Source organism: Salmonella sp. 32031103-2018-00083-FB-01-SM-01 (genome assembly GCF_017571995.1).
Lineage (GTDB): Bacteria > Pseudomonadota > Gammaproteobacteria > Enterobacterales > Enterobacteriaceae > Salmonella > Salmonella enterica.
Genome location: NZ_JAGEQL010000004.1, coordinates 1 through 15343, shown reverse-complemented (window position 1 = coordinate 15343; position 15343 = coordinate 1). Strand labels below are relative to the sequence as shown.

At 51.1% G+C, this 15343-nt stretch carries 16 protein-coding genes and 1 other annotated feature; of the genes, 10 read left to right on the top strand and 6 right to left on the bottom strand.

Annotation, left to right across the window (positions count from 1 at the left end):
- Positions 1-67 precede the first annotated feature (67 nt).
- The 4 genes from rpsP to rplS are packed head-to-tail and all read left to right on the top strand — an operon-like array spanning position 68 to position 2083.
- Positions 68-316, top strand: a complete 249-nt coding sequence (gene rpsP, locus J4614_RS12810; RefSeq protein WP_000256453.1) for a 30S ribosomal protein S16 — start codon at positions 68-70, stop codon at positions 314-316.
- An 18-nt stretch (positions 317-334) separates the two neighbouring features.
- Positions 335-883, top strand: a complete 549-nt coding sequence (gene rimM, locus J4614_RS12805; protein ID WP_000043266.1) for a ribosome maturation factor RimM — start codon at positions 335-337, stop codon at positions 881-883.
- Positions 884-927: 44 nt separating this feature from the next.
- Entirely contained in the window at positions 928-1695 is a 768-nt protein-coding gene (gene trmD / locus J4614_RS12800) for a tRNA (guanosine(37)-N1)-methyltransferase TrmD (RefSeq protein WP_000469813.1), read from the top strand.
- A gap of 40 nt (positions 1696-1735) precedes the next feature.
- The gene (rplS, locus tag J4614_RS12795; RefSeq protein ID WP_000065257.1) at positions 1736-2083 is read left to right on the top strand and encodes a 50S ribosomal protein L19; all 348 of its coding nucleotides are present in this window, start codon (positions 1736-1738) and stop codon (positions 2081-2083) included.
- Between the two features lie 156 nt (positions 2084-2239).
- Here the strand turns inward: rplS and dgcN are convergent, their stop codons facing one another.
- Together dgcN and J4614_RS12785 are read right to left on the bottom strand one after the other, a co-directional pair.
- Positions 2240-3460, bottom strand: a complete 1221-nt coding sequence (gene dgcN / locus J4614_RS12790; protein WP_001030990.1) for a diguanylate cyclase DgcN — start codon at positions 3458-3460, stop codon at positions 2240-2242.
- Positions 3453-3971 (bottom strand): YfiR family protein, encoded by a 519-nt coding sequence (locus tag J4614_RS12785; RefSeq protein ID WP_079827262.1) that lies wholly within the window; start codon positions 3969-3971, stop codon positions 3453-3455. The genes dgcN and J4614_RS12785 overlap by 8 nt, the downstream gene beginning before the upstream one ends.
- 439 nt (positions 3972-4410) lie before the next feature.
- Here J4614_RS12785 and aroF point away from each other — a divergent pair, with 439 nt between their 5' ends.
- The 3 genes from aroF to J4614_RS12770 are packed head-to-tail and all read left to right on the top strand — an operon-like array spanning position 4411 to position 7578.
- On the top strand, positions 4411-5481 hold the full coding sequence (aroF, locus tag J4614_RS12780) for a 3-deoxy-7-phosphoheptulonate synthase AroF (RefSeq protein WP_001168062.1): 1071 nt from the start codon (positions 4411-4413) through the stop codon (positions 5479-5481).
- Between the two features lie 9 nt (positions 5482-5490).
- Positions 5491-6612: a bifunctional chorismate mutase/prephenate dehydrogenase gene (gene tyrA / locus J4614_RS12775; RefSeq protein ID WP_000225191.1), complete on the top strand. Its 1122-nt coding sequence runs from the start codon at positions 5491-5493 to the stop codon at positions 6610-6612.
- Between the two features lie 57 nt (positions 6613-6669).
- Positions 6670-7578, top strand: a complete 909-nt coding sequence (locus J4614_RS12770; protein ID WP_000210991.1) for an SMP-30/gluconolactonase/LRE family protein — start codon at positions 6670-6672, stop codon at positions 7576-7578.
- Here the strand turns inward: J4614_RS12770 and pheA are convergent.
- The 4 genes from pheA to bamD all read right to left on the bottom strand — a co-directional run bounded on the left by pheA (position 7539) and on the right by bamD (position 10297).
- Positions 7539-8699: a bifunctional chorismate mutase/prephenate dehydratase gene (pheA, locus tag J4614_RS12765; RefSeq protein WP_208293192.1), complete on the bottom strand. Its 1161-nt coding sequence runs from the start codon at positions 8697-8699 to the stop codon at positions 7539-7541. The genes J4614_RS12770 and pheA overlap by 40 nt on opposite strands.
- Before the next feature lie 22 nt (positions 8700-8721).
- Positions 8722-8847 (bottom strand) — a sequence feature (Phe leader region).
- Positions 8799-8846: a pheA operon leader peptide PheL gene (pheL, locus tag J4614_RS12760; RefSeq protein WP_010989056.1), complete on the bottom strand. Its 48-nt coding sequence runs from the start codon at positions 8844-8846 to the stop codon at positions 8799-8801. Its footprint overlaps the feature before it by 48 nt.
- Before the next feature lie 102 nt (positions 8848-8949).
- On the bottom strand, positions 8950-9288 hold the full coding sequence (raiA, locus tag J4614_RS12755) for a ribosome-associated translation inhibitor RaiA (RefSeq protein ID WP_000178449.1): 339 nt from the start codon (positions 9286-9288) through the stop codon (positions 8950-8952).
- A 271-nt stretch (positions 9289-9559) separates the two neighbouring features.
- Positions 9560-10297 carry an outer membrane protein assembly factor BamD gene (gene bamD / locus J4614_RS12750; RefSeq protein WP_000197660.1) on the bottom strand — a complete coding sequence of 246 codons (738 nt, stop codon included), beginning with the start codon at positions 10295-10297 and terminating at the stop codon, positions 9560-9562.
- 131 nt (positions 10298-10428) lie between these two features.
- Here bamD and rluD point away from each other — a divergent pair, with 131 nt between their 5' ends.
- The 3 genes from rluD (at position 10429) to clpB (ending at position 14840) form a co-directional block, all read left to right on the top strand.
- Positions 10429-11409: a 23S rRNA pseudouridine(1911/1915/1917) synthase RluD gene (rluD, locus tag J4614_RS12745; protein ID WP_023138905.1), complete on the top strand. Its 981-nt coding sequence runs from the start codon at positions 10429-10431 to the stop codon at positions 11407-11409.
- Positions 11406-12137 (top strand): purine nucleoside phosphorylase YfiH, encoded by a 732-nt coding sequence (gene yfiH, locus J4614_RS12740; protein ID WP_000992639.1) that lies wholly within the window; start codon positions 11406-11408, stop codon positions 12135-12137. Before rluD ends, yfiH begins: the two co-directional genes overlap by 4 nt.
- 129 nt (positions 12138-12266) lie before the next feature.
- Positions 12267-14840 (top strand): ATP-dependent chaperone ClpB, encoded by a 2574-nt coding sequence (gene clpB / locus J4614_RS12735; RefSeq protein WP_001235092.1) that lies wholly within the window; start codon positions 12267-12269, stop codon positions 14838-14840.
- Positions 14841-15343: the final 503 nt, after the last annotated feature.

Genomic DNA, 15343 nt, shown 5'->3' with positions numbered 1-15343 from the left:
TTTTAATATGACGCCGGGCTCCGTTCCTCGATGGGGCCCGGTTGTTTTATTCACACAAGAGGATGTTATGGTAACTATTCGTTTAGCTCGTCACGGCGCTAAAAAGCGTCCGTTCTACCAGGTTGTTGTCACCGACAGCCGTAATGCACGCAACGGTCGCTTCATTGAGCGCGTTGGTTTCTTCAACCCAATCGCTAGCGAAAAAGAAGAAGGCACCCGCCTGGATCTGGATCGCATCGCTCACTGGGTTGGCCAGGGCGCAACCATTTCCGATCGCGTTGCGGCGCTGATCAAAGAAGTAAAAAAAGCAGCTTAATCTGTCACGGTGGTCATGATGAGCAAGCAACTCGCCGCACAAGTACCCGCTGAACCGGTTGTACTGGGGAAAATGGGTTCTTCATACGGTATCCGTGGTTGGCTCAGAGTGTTTTCCTCCACTGAAGACGCCGAAAGCATTTTTGACTATCAGCCCTGGTTTATCCAGAAGGCGGGTCAGTGGCAGCAGGTACAGCTGGAAAGCTGGAAGCACCACAATCAGGATCTGATCATCAAGCTGAAAGGCGTTGACGATCGAGATGCCGCGAATCTTCTGACGAATTGCGAAATTGTCGTGGATTCCTCGCAACTTCCTGCGCTTGAGGAGGGAGACTACTACTGGAAAGACCTGATGGGTTGCCAGGTAGTCACCGCTGAAGGCTACGATCTCGGTAAAGTTATCGACATGATGGAAACCGGGTCGAATGACGTTCTCGTCATTAAGGCGAACCTGAAAGATGCATTTGGTATCAAGGAACGACTAGTACCGTTCCTCGATGGGCAGGTTATCAAGAAAGTCGATCTCGCTACTCGTACTATCGAAGTAGACTGGGATCCTGGTTTTTAAACCACCGGATAAACGGTAAAAGTCGGCGTTATGGGGATTGGCTTGTGTTTATAGGTATCGTTAGCCTGTTTCCTGAAATGTTCCGCGCAATTACCGATTACGGGGTAACTGGCCGGGCAGTAAAAAATGGCCTGCTGAACATCCAGAGCTGGAGTCCTCGAGACTTTACTCATGACCGGCACCGTACCGTGGACGATCGTCCTTACGGCGGCGGACCGGGGATGTTAATGATGGTGCAACCCTTGCGGGACGCCATTCACGCAGCAAAAGCCGCGGCAGGTGAAGGCGCTAAAGTGATTTATCTGTCGCCTCAGGGACGCAAGCTTGATCAAGCGGGCGTTAGCGAGCTGGCCACGAATCAGAAACTCATTCTGGTGTGTGGTCGCTACGAAGGCGTAGATGAGCGCGTAATTCAGACCGAAATTGACGAAGAATGGTCAATTGGCGATTACGTTCTCAGCGGTGGCGAACTACCGGCAATGACGCTGATTGACTCCGTCGCCCGGTTTATACCGGGGGTTCTGGGGCATGAGGCATCAGCAATCGAAGATTCGTTTGCTGATGGGTTGCTGGATTGTCCGCACTATACGCGCCCTGAAGTGTTAGAGGGGATGGAAGTACCGCCAGTATTGCTGTCGGGAAACCATGCTGAGATACGTCGCTGGCGTTTGAAACAGTCGCTGGGCCGAACCTGGCTTAGAAGACCTGAACTTCTGGAAAACCTGGCTCTGACTGAAGAGCAAGCAAGGTTGCTGGCGGAGTTCAAAACAGAACACGCACAACAGCAGCATAAACATGATGGGATGGCATAGGCCCCCGAATATCAGTTTACCCAGGATAAGAGATTAAATTATGAGCAACATTATTAAGCAACTTGAACAAGAGCAGATGAAGCAGAACGTACCTTCCTTCCGTCCGGGCGATACCGTGGAAGTGAAAGTATGGGTTGTTGAAGGTACCAAGAAACGTCTGCAGGCATTCGAGGGCGTGGTTATCGCTATTCGTAACCGCGGTCTGCACTCTGCATTCACTGTTCGTAAAATTTCCAACGGCGAAGGCGTTGAGCGTGTCTTCCAGACTCACTCTCCGGTAGTTGACAGCATTGCTGTTAAACGTCGTGGTGCTGTTCGTAAAGCTAAACTGTACTACCTGCGTGAGCGTACTGGTAAAGCGGCTCGTATCAAAGAGCGTCTTAACTAAGAACGCGCTTTCGCAACATCCGAAAGCTTGTAGAAAAGAAGGGGCTGGCATTACGCTGGCCCCTTTTTTATGGGTTTGCTCCACGCCATAGACGGTTGCATGATTAGGTTGGGTCTGTGGTCTCAACGCTGAGTCAGAAACGGCCAGGCCCGTTCCTTAGTTTAGCGAGCGTTCCGCACGCCGGTGTTTAGCCTGATACATATTTCGATCAGCCAGTTCTTGTAGTTTTTCGGCAGTGGCATGTTCCCATGTCAGCGCAAAGCCAATACTCAGGGTCATCGTTATCCGCTGGCCGTTATGCAGTTCAAAAGGTCGATTAAACGCCTGGGATAGCGCTGCGCAAATACGTTGTACTTCATACTCCGAATGTACACCGTAAAGCACCATCGCAAATTCATCGCCGCCGAGTCGGTAAGTCTGATAACGGCTACCACCGAATTCCGCTAATCTTTTGGCAACCTCTATAAGTACGCGGTCGCCTGCCGCATGTCCCCAGGTATCATTAATATATTTAAAGTTATCGCCATCCAGAAATAACAATGCCGAACTGCTACGAGCGGAATTGTCCTTCATTAGCGCGTTAATACAGCTGCGAAATGCCGCGCGATTGGCAAGCCCCGTCAGCGGGTCGTGCAGCGCGGTACGTAGTAACTGGGCATTTTTAGCCTGAAGCCGTAGCTGCCATTCTTCCATCTCATCCAGAAGGCTATTGAAATCCTGCGCAAACAGGTGAAATTCCGCAATACGCTCATCAGGTACCCGGCGTGAAAAATTTCGGTTAGTGCGAACGTCGTGTACAACTTCAGTAATATTTTGCAGCGCATCCACAACGCCATTGTGTAAATAACGCGTGAGCAGCAGGGCAATGCCGGATGCCAGCAGAATACATCCTGTCAGCACTGCCAGCGATAGCCAGATAAAATGACCAATAAGGCTGTCGCGGGCGACAAGCCGTACTTCGCCGATGGCCCTGCCGTTGTGCCAGACGGGTTGTGATACCGGCAATGGAAAAAGCCAGTGGCTAATTAAGCCAATGAGCTTATCGTCTGCGGCTCGCGCATCATAGCGCCATGAGGCGATAATACGGCCATTTTTATCGCGGACCTCCGCCGCTGAAAATTGTCCCTGGCGTCCCAGTGTGGCGAGCGTTTCCGCTGCGGCCGTGTTATCGGAAAATACCAGTGCCGCTTCAAGGCTATGGGCCATTGTGGCGGCGGTCAAATCGAGATTCTTTTGCGCATACTGTTTGAGCGTAAGGACAGACGCAACGCAAATTAATAGCCAGATCAATGTCATCGTAAGCAGCACGCTGATTATACTAATCCGCCGTAGTGTGCGTTTAAATGTTGGTCTGGACAGAGAAAATTCCTTATTCATGCTTTTGATTCCGTGCAAGCATTAATACTTCTGGATTCACTCTCACGCCGCTATGCGCGAGGGAGTCCAGGTTGACGGAAAATTTGACTTCATCATTGTTAATGATCAGACAAAATGCGCTGCCAATAATACATTCGGCATTTTGCTCGGCAATTAATAACAAGGCATTAACGGGATAATGACGCGTTAACTCCACCTGATAAGCTGGCGATTCATTGCCAAAGTAAAAACCATCACAGTGGGCGCTCAGGGCTTCTTGTGTGGTACGGATGACAAGCGGTTGATAAGGGAAAGCCCAGTCAGCCTCTTCGCTAAGTACCCTGACAAAACGCGCAGATGAAAATATGCATAGCCTTGGCGGCCCGGATAACGCCGGCCAGTGTGTATAACTGACGATACCGGAGACGATGGCGCGTACGGATTTCTCTTCTTCCGTGACGCGTTGAGCATACAGAGGCAAGCTTGCTAATAATAGCGATAACAGAAGGATAAATCGGTGAGAAAAACGCATTAACAAGTCCCCACCATCTTCAGTCGTAAAGCATTAAAATACATCCGTGATTGTTTGTAGCAAAATAACATTATTTTGCCATATCGTCATTATTTCTTATTGATAATATGAATAATTTAAATGGCATCCCTGATATTAAATTCTTGTGATAATGGTATTAATCACCCTATATCAGAAAGTAAAAATATGTGTGCGGAGAAAAAATAATCAAAAAATAGCGAGCATCGCTCATTTTACCGCTTTTCTGAGGCTGGGAATAAAATAATTCACTTGTTGTGTAAATTTTTTGATACGAAATGAAGGGGTTTAATCGACGATTGCGCATGGTGTAAAGTTTATTTTACGTAATATGGATTGAAATCTTTACTTTTTGTGGTATGGTTTAAACATCCTCGTGGAGGATCAACTATCGCAAACAAGAAAAGACAGGATCGCCATCATGCAAAAAGACGCGCTGAATAACGTACGTATCACCGATGAACAGGTATTAATGACGCCGGAGCAGCTTAAAGCGGCCTTTCCGTTGAGTCTGGCGCAGGAAGCGCAGATAGCGCAGTCCCGGGGAATCATTTCTGACATTATTGCCGGGCGCGATCCGCGTCTGTTGGTGGTATGCGGTCCTTGTTCTATTCACGATCCTGAAACCGCTCTGGAATATGCCCGTCGATTTAAAGCCCTTGCCGCAGAGGTCAGCGATAGCCTCTATCTGGTAATGCGCGTCTATTTTGAAAAGCCGCGGACTACCGTCGGCTGGAAAGGGCTGATTAACGATCCTCACATGGATGGCTCATTTGATGTGGAAGCCGGGTTGAAAATAGCGCGTCAGCTACTGGTGGAACTGGTGAATATGGGGTTGCCATTAGCGACCGAAGCGTTGGATCCGAACAGCCCGCAATACCTGGGCGATCTGTTTAGCTGGTCGGCGATAGGCGCGCGCACAACCGAATCGCAAACCCACCGCGAAATGGCGTCTGGTCTTTCTATGCCGGTCGGCTTTAAAAACGGCACGGATGGCAGCCTGGCGACAGCGATTAACGCCATGCGCGCCGCTGCGCAACCTCATCGTTTTGTTGGCATTAACCAGGCCGGTCAGGTTGCGTTATTGCAAACCCAGGGAAATCCGCATGGCCATGTAATTCTGCGTGGCGGCAAAGCGCCAAACTATAGCCCGGCAGATGTCGCTCAGTGTGAAAAAGAGATGGAACAGGCGGGACTACGTCCTTCGCTGATGGTAGATTGCAGTCATGGTAACTCCAATAAAGATTATCGCCGCCAGCCAGCCGTTGCCGAATCTGTGGTTGCGCAGATTAAAGATGGCAATCGTTCAATCATTGGCTTAATGATTGAAAGTAATATTCATGAGGGTAATCAGTCTTCCGAACAGCCGCGCAGCGAAATGAAGTATGGCGTTTCCGTCACCGATGCTTGTATTAGCTGGGAGATGACCGATGCCCTGTTACGTGAAATTCATAAAGATTTGAGCGGCCAGCTGGCGGTGCGCGTCGCATAAGAGGTTGTTATGGTTGCTGAATTGACCGCATTACGCGATCAAATAGATGATGTCGATAAAGCGTTGTTGAATTTACTGGCTAAGCGCCTGGAACTGGTTGCCAAAGTCGGCGAGGTGAAAAGCCGTTTTGGCCTGCCTATTTACGTGCCGGAGCGTGAGGCCTCTATGCTGGCTTCACGACGGGCGGAAGCGGAAGCGATCGGTGTCCCGCCCGATCTCATTGAAGATGTCCTGCGCCGGGTAATGCGTGAATCTTACTCCAGCGAAAATGATAAGGGGTTCAAAACGCTTTGTCCTTCTCTGCGTCCGGTCGTCATTGTGGGCGGCGGCGGACAGATGGGGCGTCTGTTTGAAAAAATGCTCACGCTGTCGGGCTATCAGGTCCGTATTCTGGAACAACAGGACTGGCCGCGCGCCAGGGACATTGTCGCCGATGCCGGAATGGTGATCGTCAGCGTGCCGATTCATGTTACTGAACAGGTCATAGCGCAACTGCCGCCCCTGCCGTCCGACTGTATTCTGGTCGATCTGGCATCGGTGAAAAGCGGTCCGTTGCAGGCAATGTTGGCGGCCCATGATGGCCCCGTGTTGGGCTTGCATCCGATGTTTGGCCCGGACAGCGGGAGCCTGGCGAAGCAGGTGGTGGTCTGGTGTGATGGGCGTCAACCGGAAGCGTATCAGTGGTTCCTTGAGCAAATCCAGGTGTGGGGCGCGCGGTTGCACCGAATTAGCGCTGTCGAGCACGATCAGAACATGGCTTTTATCCAGGCGCTGCGCCACTTTGCTACCTTCGCTTATGGGCTGCATTTGGCGGAAGAGAACGTCCAGCTTGAGCAGCTTCTGGCGCTATCATCGCCGATTTATCGACTGGAGCTGGCGATGGTCGGGCGTCTGTTCGCCCAGGACCCGCAACTGTATGCGGACATTATTATGTCCTCGGAGCGCAATCTGGCGCTTATTAAGCGTTACTATAAACGTTTTGGCGATGCGATCGGGTTACTGGAACAGGGCGATAAGCAGGCTTTTATCGACAGTTTTCGCAAAGTTGAACACTGGTTTGGCGATTATGCCAGACGTTTCCAGAATGAAAGCCGTGTGTTATTGCGTCAGGCGAATGACAGCCGACCATAACGATGACATCTATACTAAAAGCCAGCTTTGCTGGCTTTTTTCGTTTAAGGAACCGTTATGACTACGCCGCACGTTTTATTTGATTATGTCGGACATTTACCAGAATGTCCCACATGGAGCGAGGATGAAAGCGCGCTATATTGGACCGATATCCTGGAACAGGAGATCCATCGTTACCATCCGGCGAGCGGGACGCATAGCGTGCTGGCGTTTCCGGAAGAGGTGGGCTGTTTTGCCTTGCGTGAGCAGGGCGGATTTATTGTGGCCATGCGTCATGCTATCTGGCTGGCCGATAAAAATGGATTATTGCAGCGTAAGGTTTGCGACAATCCCTCTAATACGAAACTGGCGCGTTTCAACGATGGCGGCACTGATGGCGATGGACGTTTTTATGCCGGAACGTTCTGGGCGCCAGGTGACTATAATGGCGCGTTGCTGATGCGGATCGATCATGACCTGACGGCAAAAGTGATCCAGTGCGATATCCAGGGACACAACGGCCTGGCGTTCAGCCCGGATAACCAGTGGATGTATACCTCCGATACGCCGAATGGCGTGATATACCGCACGTTACTTGATAAACATGGCGAACCGGGCAAGCGTGAACTTTTTCGCCATTTTGGCGAAGGAGAAGGACTTCCCGACGGCGCGGCGATGGATAGCGAAGGGTGCTACTGGAGCGCGATGTTTGACGGCTGGCGCGTGGCGCGTTTCTCACCGCAAGGAGAGCAGCTGGAAGAGTACCGGTTGCCGGTACGTTGTCCGACGATGGTTTGTTTTGGCGGCGCAGACATGAAAACGCTGTTTATTACAACTACCAGAGAAAATATGTCTGCTCAGGAAGTGGCGGATTATCCGCTCTCCGGCGCCATCTTCACCCTGCAGGTAGCCGTCGCAGGGATGAAGAAAAGCCGTTTTATTGAACGTCAGGCAGGTTCTACCGGCACGACGTTTTCGCTGGGATAGCAGCCAAGCACTTTCATTGAGCGCGTGATCTCGCCCAGCTCTTTTAGCGCGCTTTGCATTACCTGCGACTCCAGGTTCGCCTGAACATCGAGATAAAACATCTCTTCCCACGGATTGCCGTGAATGGGGCGCGACTCCAGTTTCGTCATGATGAGATTGTGGTTACGCAGCACCAGCAGCGCTTCGACCAGCGCGCCTGCCTGTTGCCCGGTGGCGATTAACAGAGTGGTTTTTGCCGGAACCTGATCGGAAACGTTGATGGCTTTGCGCGCCAGTACCAGAAAGCGGGTAATATTCTGCGTCTGGTTTGCGGCGATGCGTTCCAGCACCTGTAAACCGTGCAACATGCCGCCTGCCTCGCTGCCGAGCGCCGCGACGCGCGGAGAGTTCGCCTGCGCGACTTTTTCCATCGCTGCCGACGTACTCTCGGTATAGTCGATTTTCCAGTGCGGATAGCGGCTCAAAAACTTACTGCACTGCTGGAACGGCTGCGGATGGCTGTACACCGTTTCGATGGTATTCAGATCCGTAGCGCCGGAAACCAGTACGCAGTGATCGATAGTGACGGTCATCTCACCGACAATCGACAGACTGGTGTGTTGCAATAAGTCGTACACATCGTTGATAGCGCCGGAGCTGGTGTTCTCTATCGGAACCACGGCGTAATCGGCCTGGCCGGTTTCGACCTGATGAAAAATATCGGTGAATTTTGCGCAACCGCTCTCAATAAATTGCTCAAAATGACGTGCGGCATACTGGCGCGCCGCGAGATGAGAATAGGAGCCTTTCGGCCCAAGAAACGCAATACGTGCCGAATGAGGGTGAATATTATTCAGATGTTGTTGCAGTAGCGCCTGCTGAGTAAGCACGGAGTCTTCAATGATAAGCTGGAACAGACGGGTAATGTAGTGTGCGTCGAGATGGTGGGCTTTACCGAGATGGATGAGCCTGTCCAGCAGCGCGCGTTCACGATCGATATCCCGAACCGGACGATGCGACAGTAGTTTTGCTTGTCCCACTTCAATCGCCAGCGCGCGTCGTTTTGCCAGTAAGGCCAGTAACTCTTCGTCTAAAGCGCTGATTTTATCTCGCAGCGCCAGTAATGGGTTTTCCGATGTCATAGTGTTGCCTTTTTTGTTATCAATAAAAAAGGCCTCCCGGTGGGGGAGGCCTTCTTGTTCGTCTTCGCATTCTTTATCACATGACGAAACGCCTCCCGGTCAGGGGAAGATAAAAAAGAATGCGAAGAAAAACCGGGTTAGCTTCATAACTGTTTCCTTTGTGTACGTAAGTACAGTACCCGTACTGTTTTAATCCTGTCAACAAAAAACGCGCCCGAAGGCGCGTTGGCGATACACTCAATGTAAGGGACTACTCTTCTTCTGCTTCGACGAAGCTGGCATCTTTCACCGATGCGGTGGCACGACGGGCTTCGCCTTTGTGCTGCACTTTATTGAGCTGCCGTTCCAGCTTGTTGATCAATTCATTAATAGCGGTGTACATATCTTCGTGTTTTGCGCTGGCGACCAGATGTCCGTTCGGTGTATTAATGGTTGCGTCAGCAATAAAGCCCTGTGGCTCTTTAGACAGAATGATATGAGGATTAATCAGGTGAGTTTGCCATTTTTCCAGTTTGGCGAGACGGTCTGCGACATGTTGGCGGATTGCCGGAGTAATTTCCATTTGTTTACTGGTAATGTTCATTGTCATAAATTTTACCTCTTGTCTTTCCCGTCTTGGTGATTCCAGCATACCGTTCTTAATGTCAAAATGTGTGATGTAAATCACATTATTTTGTCACTTTTTGTCAAGGCGAACTTTTTGTGAGGCATCGCAGGAAGAAGCGATCTTTTACTTGAGGAATGGCTGAAAGCAGGCCATATTTGACTGGATGCGTTGCAGTGAAATCATTTCTGTTGCATCAGATATCGAATAAAAAAACGGCAGCCGGAAGGCTGCCGTTTTGCTTGTTGGTATTGCTTCAGGTGTTTTTGCTGTTAGCGGCAATAATTTTCGCGACTTTGTCAGCCTGCGCATTCAGCTGCATCTGACGATAGGCGTTTTCCATCAGCGGCAACGCATCGCGCGTGGCCTGCGTATCAGGATAATTGCGTAGCATACCTTCTACCCGGTTTACGACCGCAACCCATGCGCCGCGCGCGGTATAGTACTCTGCGACGGAATATTCATATTTCGCCAGACGGTCTTTCAGGAATACCAGACGCTTAGTGGCGTCGGTGGTGTACTGGCTATTAGGATAGCTGCGTACCAGTTTCGAAAAGTCATTGAACGCCGCCCGCGCATGTTGCGGATCGCGATCGCTGCGATCGACGCCAAAGAAACCTTGCAGCGCGCTATCATCCAGCGCCATGTTCGTCAGGCCGCGCATGTACATGACATAGTCAATATTAGGGTGCGTTGGATTAAGACGCATAAAACGATCGATAGCGGCCTGCGCTAGCGGCAAATCGGCGTTTTTGTAATAGGCGTAGATAAGATCCAACTGCACCTGCTGAGAATACGGTCCGAATGGATAACGATTATCTAACGCTTCCAATTGCGTTATTGCCTGTTTCCAGTTACCGTCCTGCAGCTTTTGCTGAGCAGTCGCGTAGATTTCATTCGGCGGATTATCGGGCACCTCTTCCTTTGAACCCGAGCAACCCGCCAGAAACAGGCTCAACGTGGCTGCTGCCACCAGATATTTCATGCGCGTCATGACGTTTTGACTTTCCTCAAAATGTTTTACGGGAGATTCTCTGTTCCTGCTCCCGGTTAAGACCAGCTACAATAGCACACTATATTAAACGGCAAAGCCGTAAAACCCAACGTTAAACGAAGAAGCTGTATATGGCACAACGAGTACAACTCACCGCAACGGTCTCCGAAAACCAACTCGGTCAACGCTTAGATCAGGCTTTGGCCGAAATGTTCCCGGATTATTCACGTTCGCGTATAAAAGAATGGATTTTGAATCAACGCGTGTTGGTCAATGGTCAACTTTGCGATAAGCCAAAAGAAAAAGTGTTAGGCGGCGAGCGGGTGGCTATTGATGCGGAGATCGACGAAGAGATTCGTTTTGAAGCGCAGGATATCCCGTTAGATATTGTTTATGAAGATGACGATATTCTGGTTATCAACAAACCACGCGATCTGGTGGTACATCCTGGCGCGGGTAACCCGGACGGTACGGTACTGAACGCGTTGCTACATTATTATCCGCCGATTGCGGATGTTCCGCGCGCGGGCATTGTGCATCGTCTGGATAAGGACACGACGGGGCTGATGGTGGTGGCCAAAACCGTTCCGGCGCAAACGCGCCTGGTGGAGTCTTTGCAGCTGCGCGAGATCACCCGCGAATATGAAGCGGTCGCGATCGGACATATGACGGCGGGAGGAACGGTGAATGAACCCATTAGTCGTCACCCGACCAAACGTACCCATATGTCGGTGCATCCTATGGGCAAACCGGCGGTGACCCACTACCGCATTATGGAACATTTCCGTGTGCACACGCGTCTTAGGTTGCGTCTGGAGACCGGGCGTACGCACCAGATCCGCGTGCATATGGCGCATATTACGCACCCGTTAGTGGGCGATCAGGTCTACGGTGGTCGTCCACGTCCACCGAAAGGCGCATCGGAAGAGTTTATTTCCACGTTGCGTAAGTTTGACCGCCAGGCGCTTCATGCAACGATGCTGCGTCTCTACCATCCTGTATCGGGTATCGAAATGGAGTGGCACGCGCCGATTCCACAGGATATGGTGGACCTTATTGATGCGATGCGCGTCGATTTCGAAGATCATAAAGATGATGTGGACTGGTTATGAATGCACTGATTGTCCCGCAGTGGCCGCTGCCGAAAGGCGTCGCAGCCTGTAGTTCTACCCGTATTGGCGGGGTGAGTTTACCGCCTTACGACTCGCTGAATCTGGGCGCGCATTGCGGCGATAACCCGGAGCATGTTGAAGAGAACCGCAAGCGTCTGTTTGCGGCGGGCAATCTGCCTTCGAAACCTGTCTGGCTTGAACAGGTTCACGGTAAAAATGTGTTGAGGCTTACCGGGGAACCTTATGCCTCCAAACGTGCGGATGCGTCTTACAGCAATACGCCAGGAACCGTCTGCGCGGTAATGACGGCAGACTGCCTGCCTGTGCTATTCTGTAACCGTGAGGGAACAGAAGTGGCGGCGGCTCATGCGGGCTGGCGCGGATTATGTGAAGGCGTACTGGAGGAAACTGTCACCTGCTTTGCTGACAAACCAGAAAATATCATCGCCTGGTTAGGTCCGGCGATCGGCCCGACCGCGTTTGAAGTGGGGCCGGAAGTGCGGGACGCATTTTTAGCAAAAGATGCGCAAGCCGATAGCGCATTTTTGCCGCACGGGGAAAAATTTCTGGCGGATATTTATCAGCTTGCACGCCAACGTCTGGCGAATACCGGCGTTGAACATGTCTATGGCGGGGATCGCTGCACCTTTAGCGAAAGTGAGACTTTCTTCTCTTATCGTCGCGACAAGACGACAGGTCGTATGGCAAGTTTTATTTGGCTGATATAACCTAAAGAATCAAGACGATCCGGTACGGGTAACTTTCTTTTCACATAATTCAGGTCATTCACCTTGAATAATTGAGGGATGACCTCATTTAATCTCCAGTAGCAATTTTGACCTGTTATGGGAGGAGTTATGCGTCTGGATCGTCTTACTAACAAATTCCAGCTTGCTCTTGCCGATGCCCAGTCGCTCGCGCTGGGGCACGACAACCAATTCATCGAACCTCTTCATTTAATGAGCGCCTTGCTGAACCAGGAAGGGGGATCGATACGTCCTTTATTAACCTCCGCCGGCATTAATGCTGGCCAGTTGCGCACCGCTATCGATCAGGCGCTGAGCCGTTTACCGCAGGTGGAAGGCACCGGCGGCGACGTACAGCCTTCTTCGGAACTGGTACGCGTACTGAACCTTTGCGACAAGCTGGCGCAAAAACGGGGGGACAATTTTATTTCGTCAGAGCTGTTTGTTCTGGCGGCGCTTGAGTCTCGCGGCACGTTAACCGATCTGCTGAAATCAGCCGGTGCGACCACGGCCAATATCACTCAGGCAATTGAACAGATGCGCGGAGGTGAAAGCGTGAACGATCAAGGGGCTGAAGACCAACGTCAGGCCTTGAAAAAATATACCGTCGATCTGACCGAGCGCGCCGAACAGGGCAAGCTCGATCCGGTTATCGGTCGTGATGAAGAAATTCGCCGCACCATTCAGGTGCTGCAACGTCGTACTAAAAACAACCCAGTGTTAATCGGTGAGCCAGGGGTCGGTAAAACGGCAATTGTTGAAGGGCTGGCGCAGCGCATTATTAATGGTGAAGTCCCTGAAGGCTTAAAAGGTCGCCGCGTACTGGCGCTGGATATGGGCGCGCTGGTGGCCGGGGCGAAATATCGCGGCGAATTTGAAGAGCGTCTGAAAGGCGTGCTGAACGACCTCGCAAAACAGGAAGGCAACGTCATCCTGTTTATCGATGAGCTGCACACCATGGTTGGCGCAGGTAAGGCCGATGGCGCAATGGACGCCGGGAATATGCTGAAACCGGCGCTGGCGCGTGGTGAACTGCACTGTGTGGGCGCCACCACGCTGGATGAATACCGTCAGTACATTGAAAAAGACGCGGCGCTGGAACGTCGTTTTCAAAAAGTGTTTGTCGCAGAACCCTCAGTGGAAGACACCATCGCTATTCTGCGTGGCCTGAAAGAACGTTACGAGCTGCACCACCATGTGCAGATCACTGACCCGGCGATTGTGGCGGCGGCAACATTATCTCACCGCTATATCGCCGACCGTCAGTTGCCGGATAAAGCTATCGACCTCATCGATGAAGCGGCATCCAGCATTCGTATGCAGATTGACTCTAAGCCGGAGGAGCTGGACAGGCTCGACCGCCGCATTATTCAGCTCAAACTGGAACAGCAGGCGTTGATGAAAGAGTCTGACGAGGCGAGTAAAAAACGTCTCGATATGCTCAACGAAGAACTGGACGATAAAGAGCGCCAGTACTCTGAGTTAGAAGAAGAGTGGAAAGCGGAAAAAGCGTCGCTCTCTGGTACGCAAACTATTAAAGCGGAGCTGGAGCAGGCGAAGATCGCCATTGAGCAGGCGCGTCGTGTGGGCGATCTGGCGCGAATGTCTGAACTGCAGTACGGCAAAATTCCGGAGCTGGAAAAACAGTTGGAAGCCGCGACCCAGTCGGAAGGTAAAACCATGCGTCTGTTACGTAACAAAGTAACGGATGCGGAAATTGCCGAAGTGCTGGCGCGCTGGACCGGTATTCCGGTTGCCAGAATGCTGGAAGGCGAACGTGAAAAACTGTTGCGTATGGAACAAGAGTTACACAGCCGTGTGATCGGGCAGAATGAAGCCGTTGAAGCAGTATCGAACGCCATACGTCGTAGCCGCGCGGGGCTGTCCGATCCGAATCGTCCGATTGGTTCCTTCTTGTTCCTTGGGCCGACGGGGGTCGGTAAAACCGAACTGTGTAAAGCGCTGGCTAACTTTATGTTTGACAGCGACGACGCGATGGTGCGTATCGACATGTCTGAGTTTATGGAGAAACACTCCGTGTCTCGTTTGGTCGGGGCGCCTCCGGGATATGTCGGCTATGAAGAAGGCGGTTATTTGACGGAAGCGGTGCGCCGTCGCCCTTATTCCGTCATCTTGTTGGATGAAGTGGAAAAAGCGCATCCGGATGTATTCAACATTCTGTTGCAGGTGCTGGACGACGGTCGACTGACTGACGGGCAGGGGAGAACGGTCGACTTCCGTAATACGGTGGTCATTATGACTTCTAACCTCGGTTCCGATCTCATTCAGGAGCGCTTTGGCGAACTGGATTACGGTCGAATGAAAGAGATGGTGCTGGGTGTGGTTAGCCAAAACTTCCGTCCGGAATTTATCAACCGTATTGATGAAGTTGTGGTATTCCATCCGTTAGGTGAACAACACATCGCTTCTATTGCTCAGATCCAACTGCAGCGTCTGTACAAACGTCTGGAAGAACGTGGTTATGAAATCCATATCTCCGACGAGGCGCTGAAACTGTTGAGCGCCAACGGTTACGATCCGGTCTACGGGGCGCGTCCGTTAAAACGTGCTATTCAACAGCAGATCGAAAACCCACTGGCGCAGCAAATCCTGTCTGGTGAACTGGTTCCTGGCAAAGTGATTCGCCTTGAAGCCAATGATGATCGTATTGTGGCAGTGCAGTAAGTCACAAATTTGAATAAAACGGGCCCTGACGGGCTCGTTTTTGTTTAAAAACCAGGCGAAAATAGGCTTTTAGTTCAAATGTTGTTTGAAAAGTGAACGGTTGAGCTTTTTTTTGCATTTAGGTCTTGTCAGGCTCTAATAACTCCCTATAATGCGCCACCACTGACACGGAACAACGGCATACAGGCCGCCTGGTCAGAAAGGCTTCGTTAAGAAGTCTGTGAGGAAAGCGAAAATAAAGGCTTGACTCAAAAAGAGGAAAGCGTAATATACGCCACCTCGCGACGGTGAGCTGAAAGCCGCGTCGCACCTGCTCTTTAACAATTTATCAGACAATCTGTGTGGGCACTCGAAGATACGGATTCTTAACGTCCTCGGACGAAAAATGAATACCAAGTCTCAAGAGTGAACACGTAATTCATTACGAAGTTTAATTCATTGAGCATCAAACTTTTAAATTGAAGAGTTTGATCATGGCTCAGATTGAACGCTGGCGGCAGGCC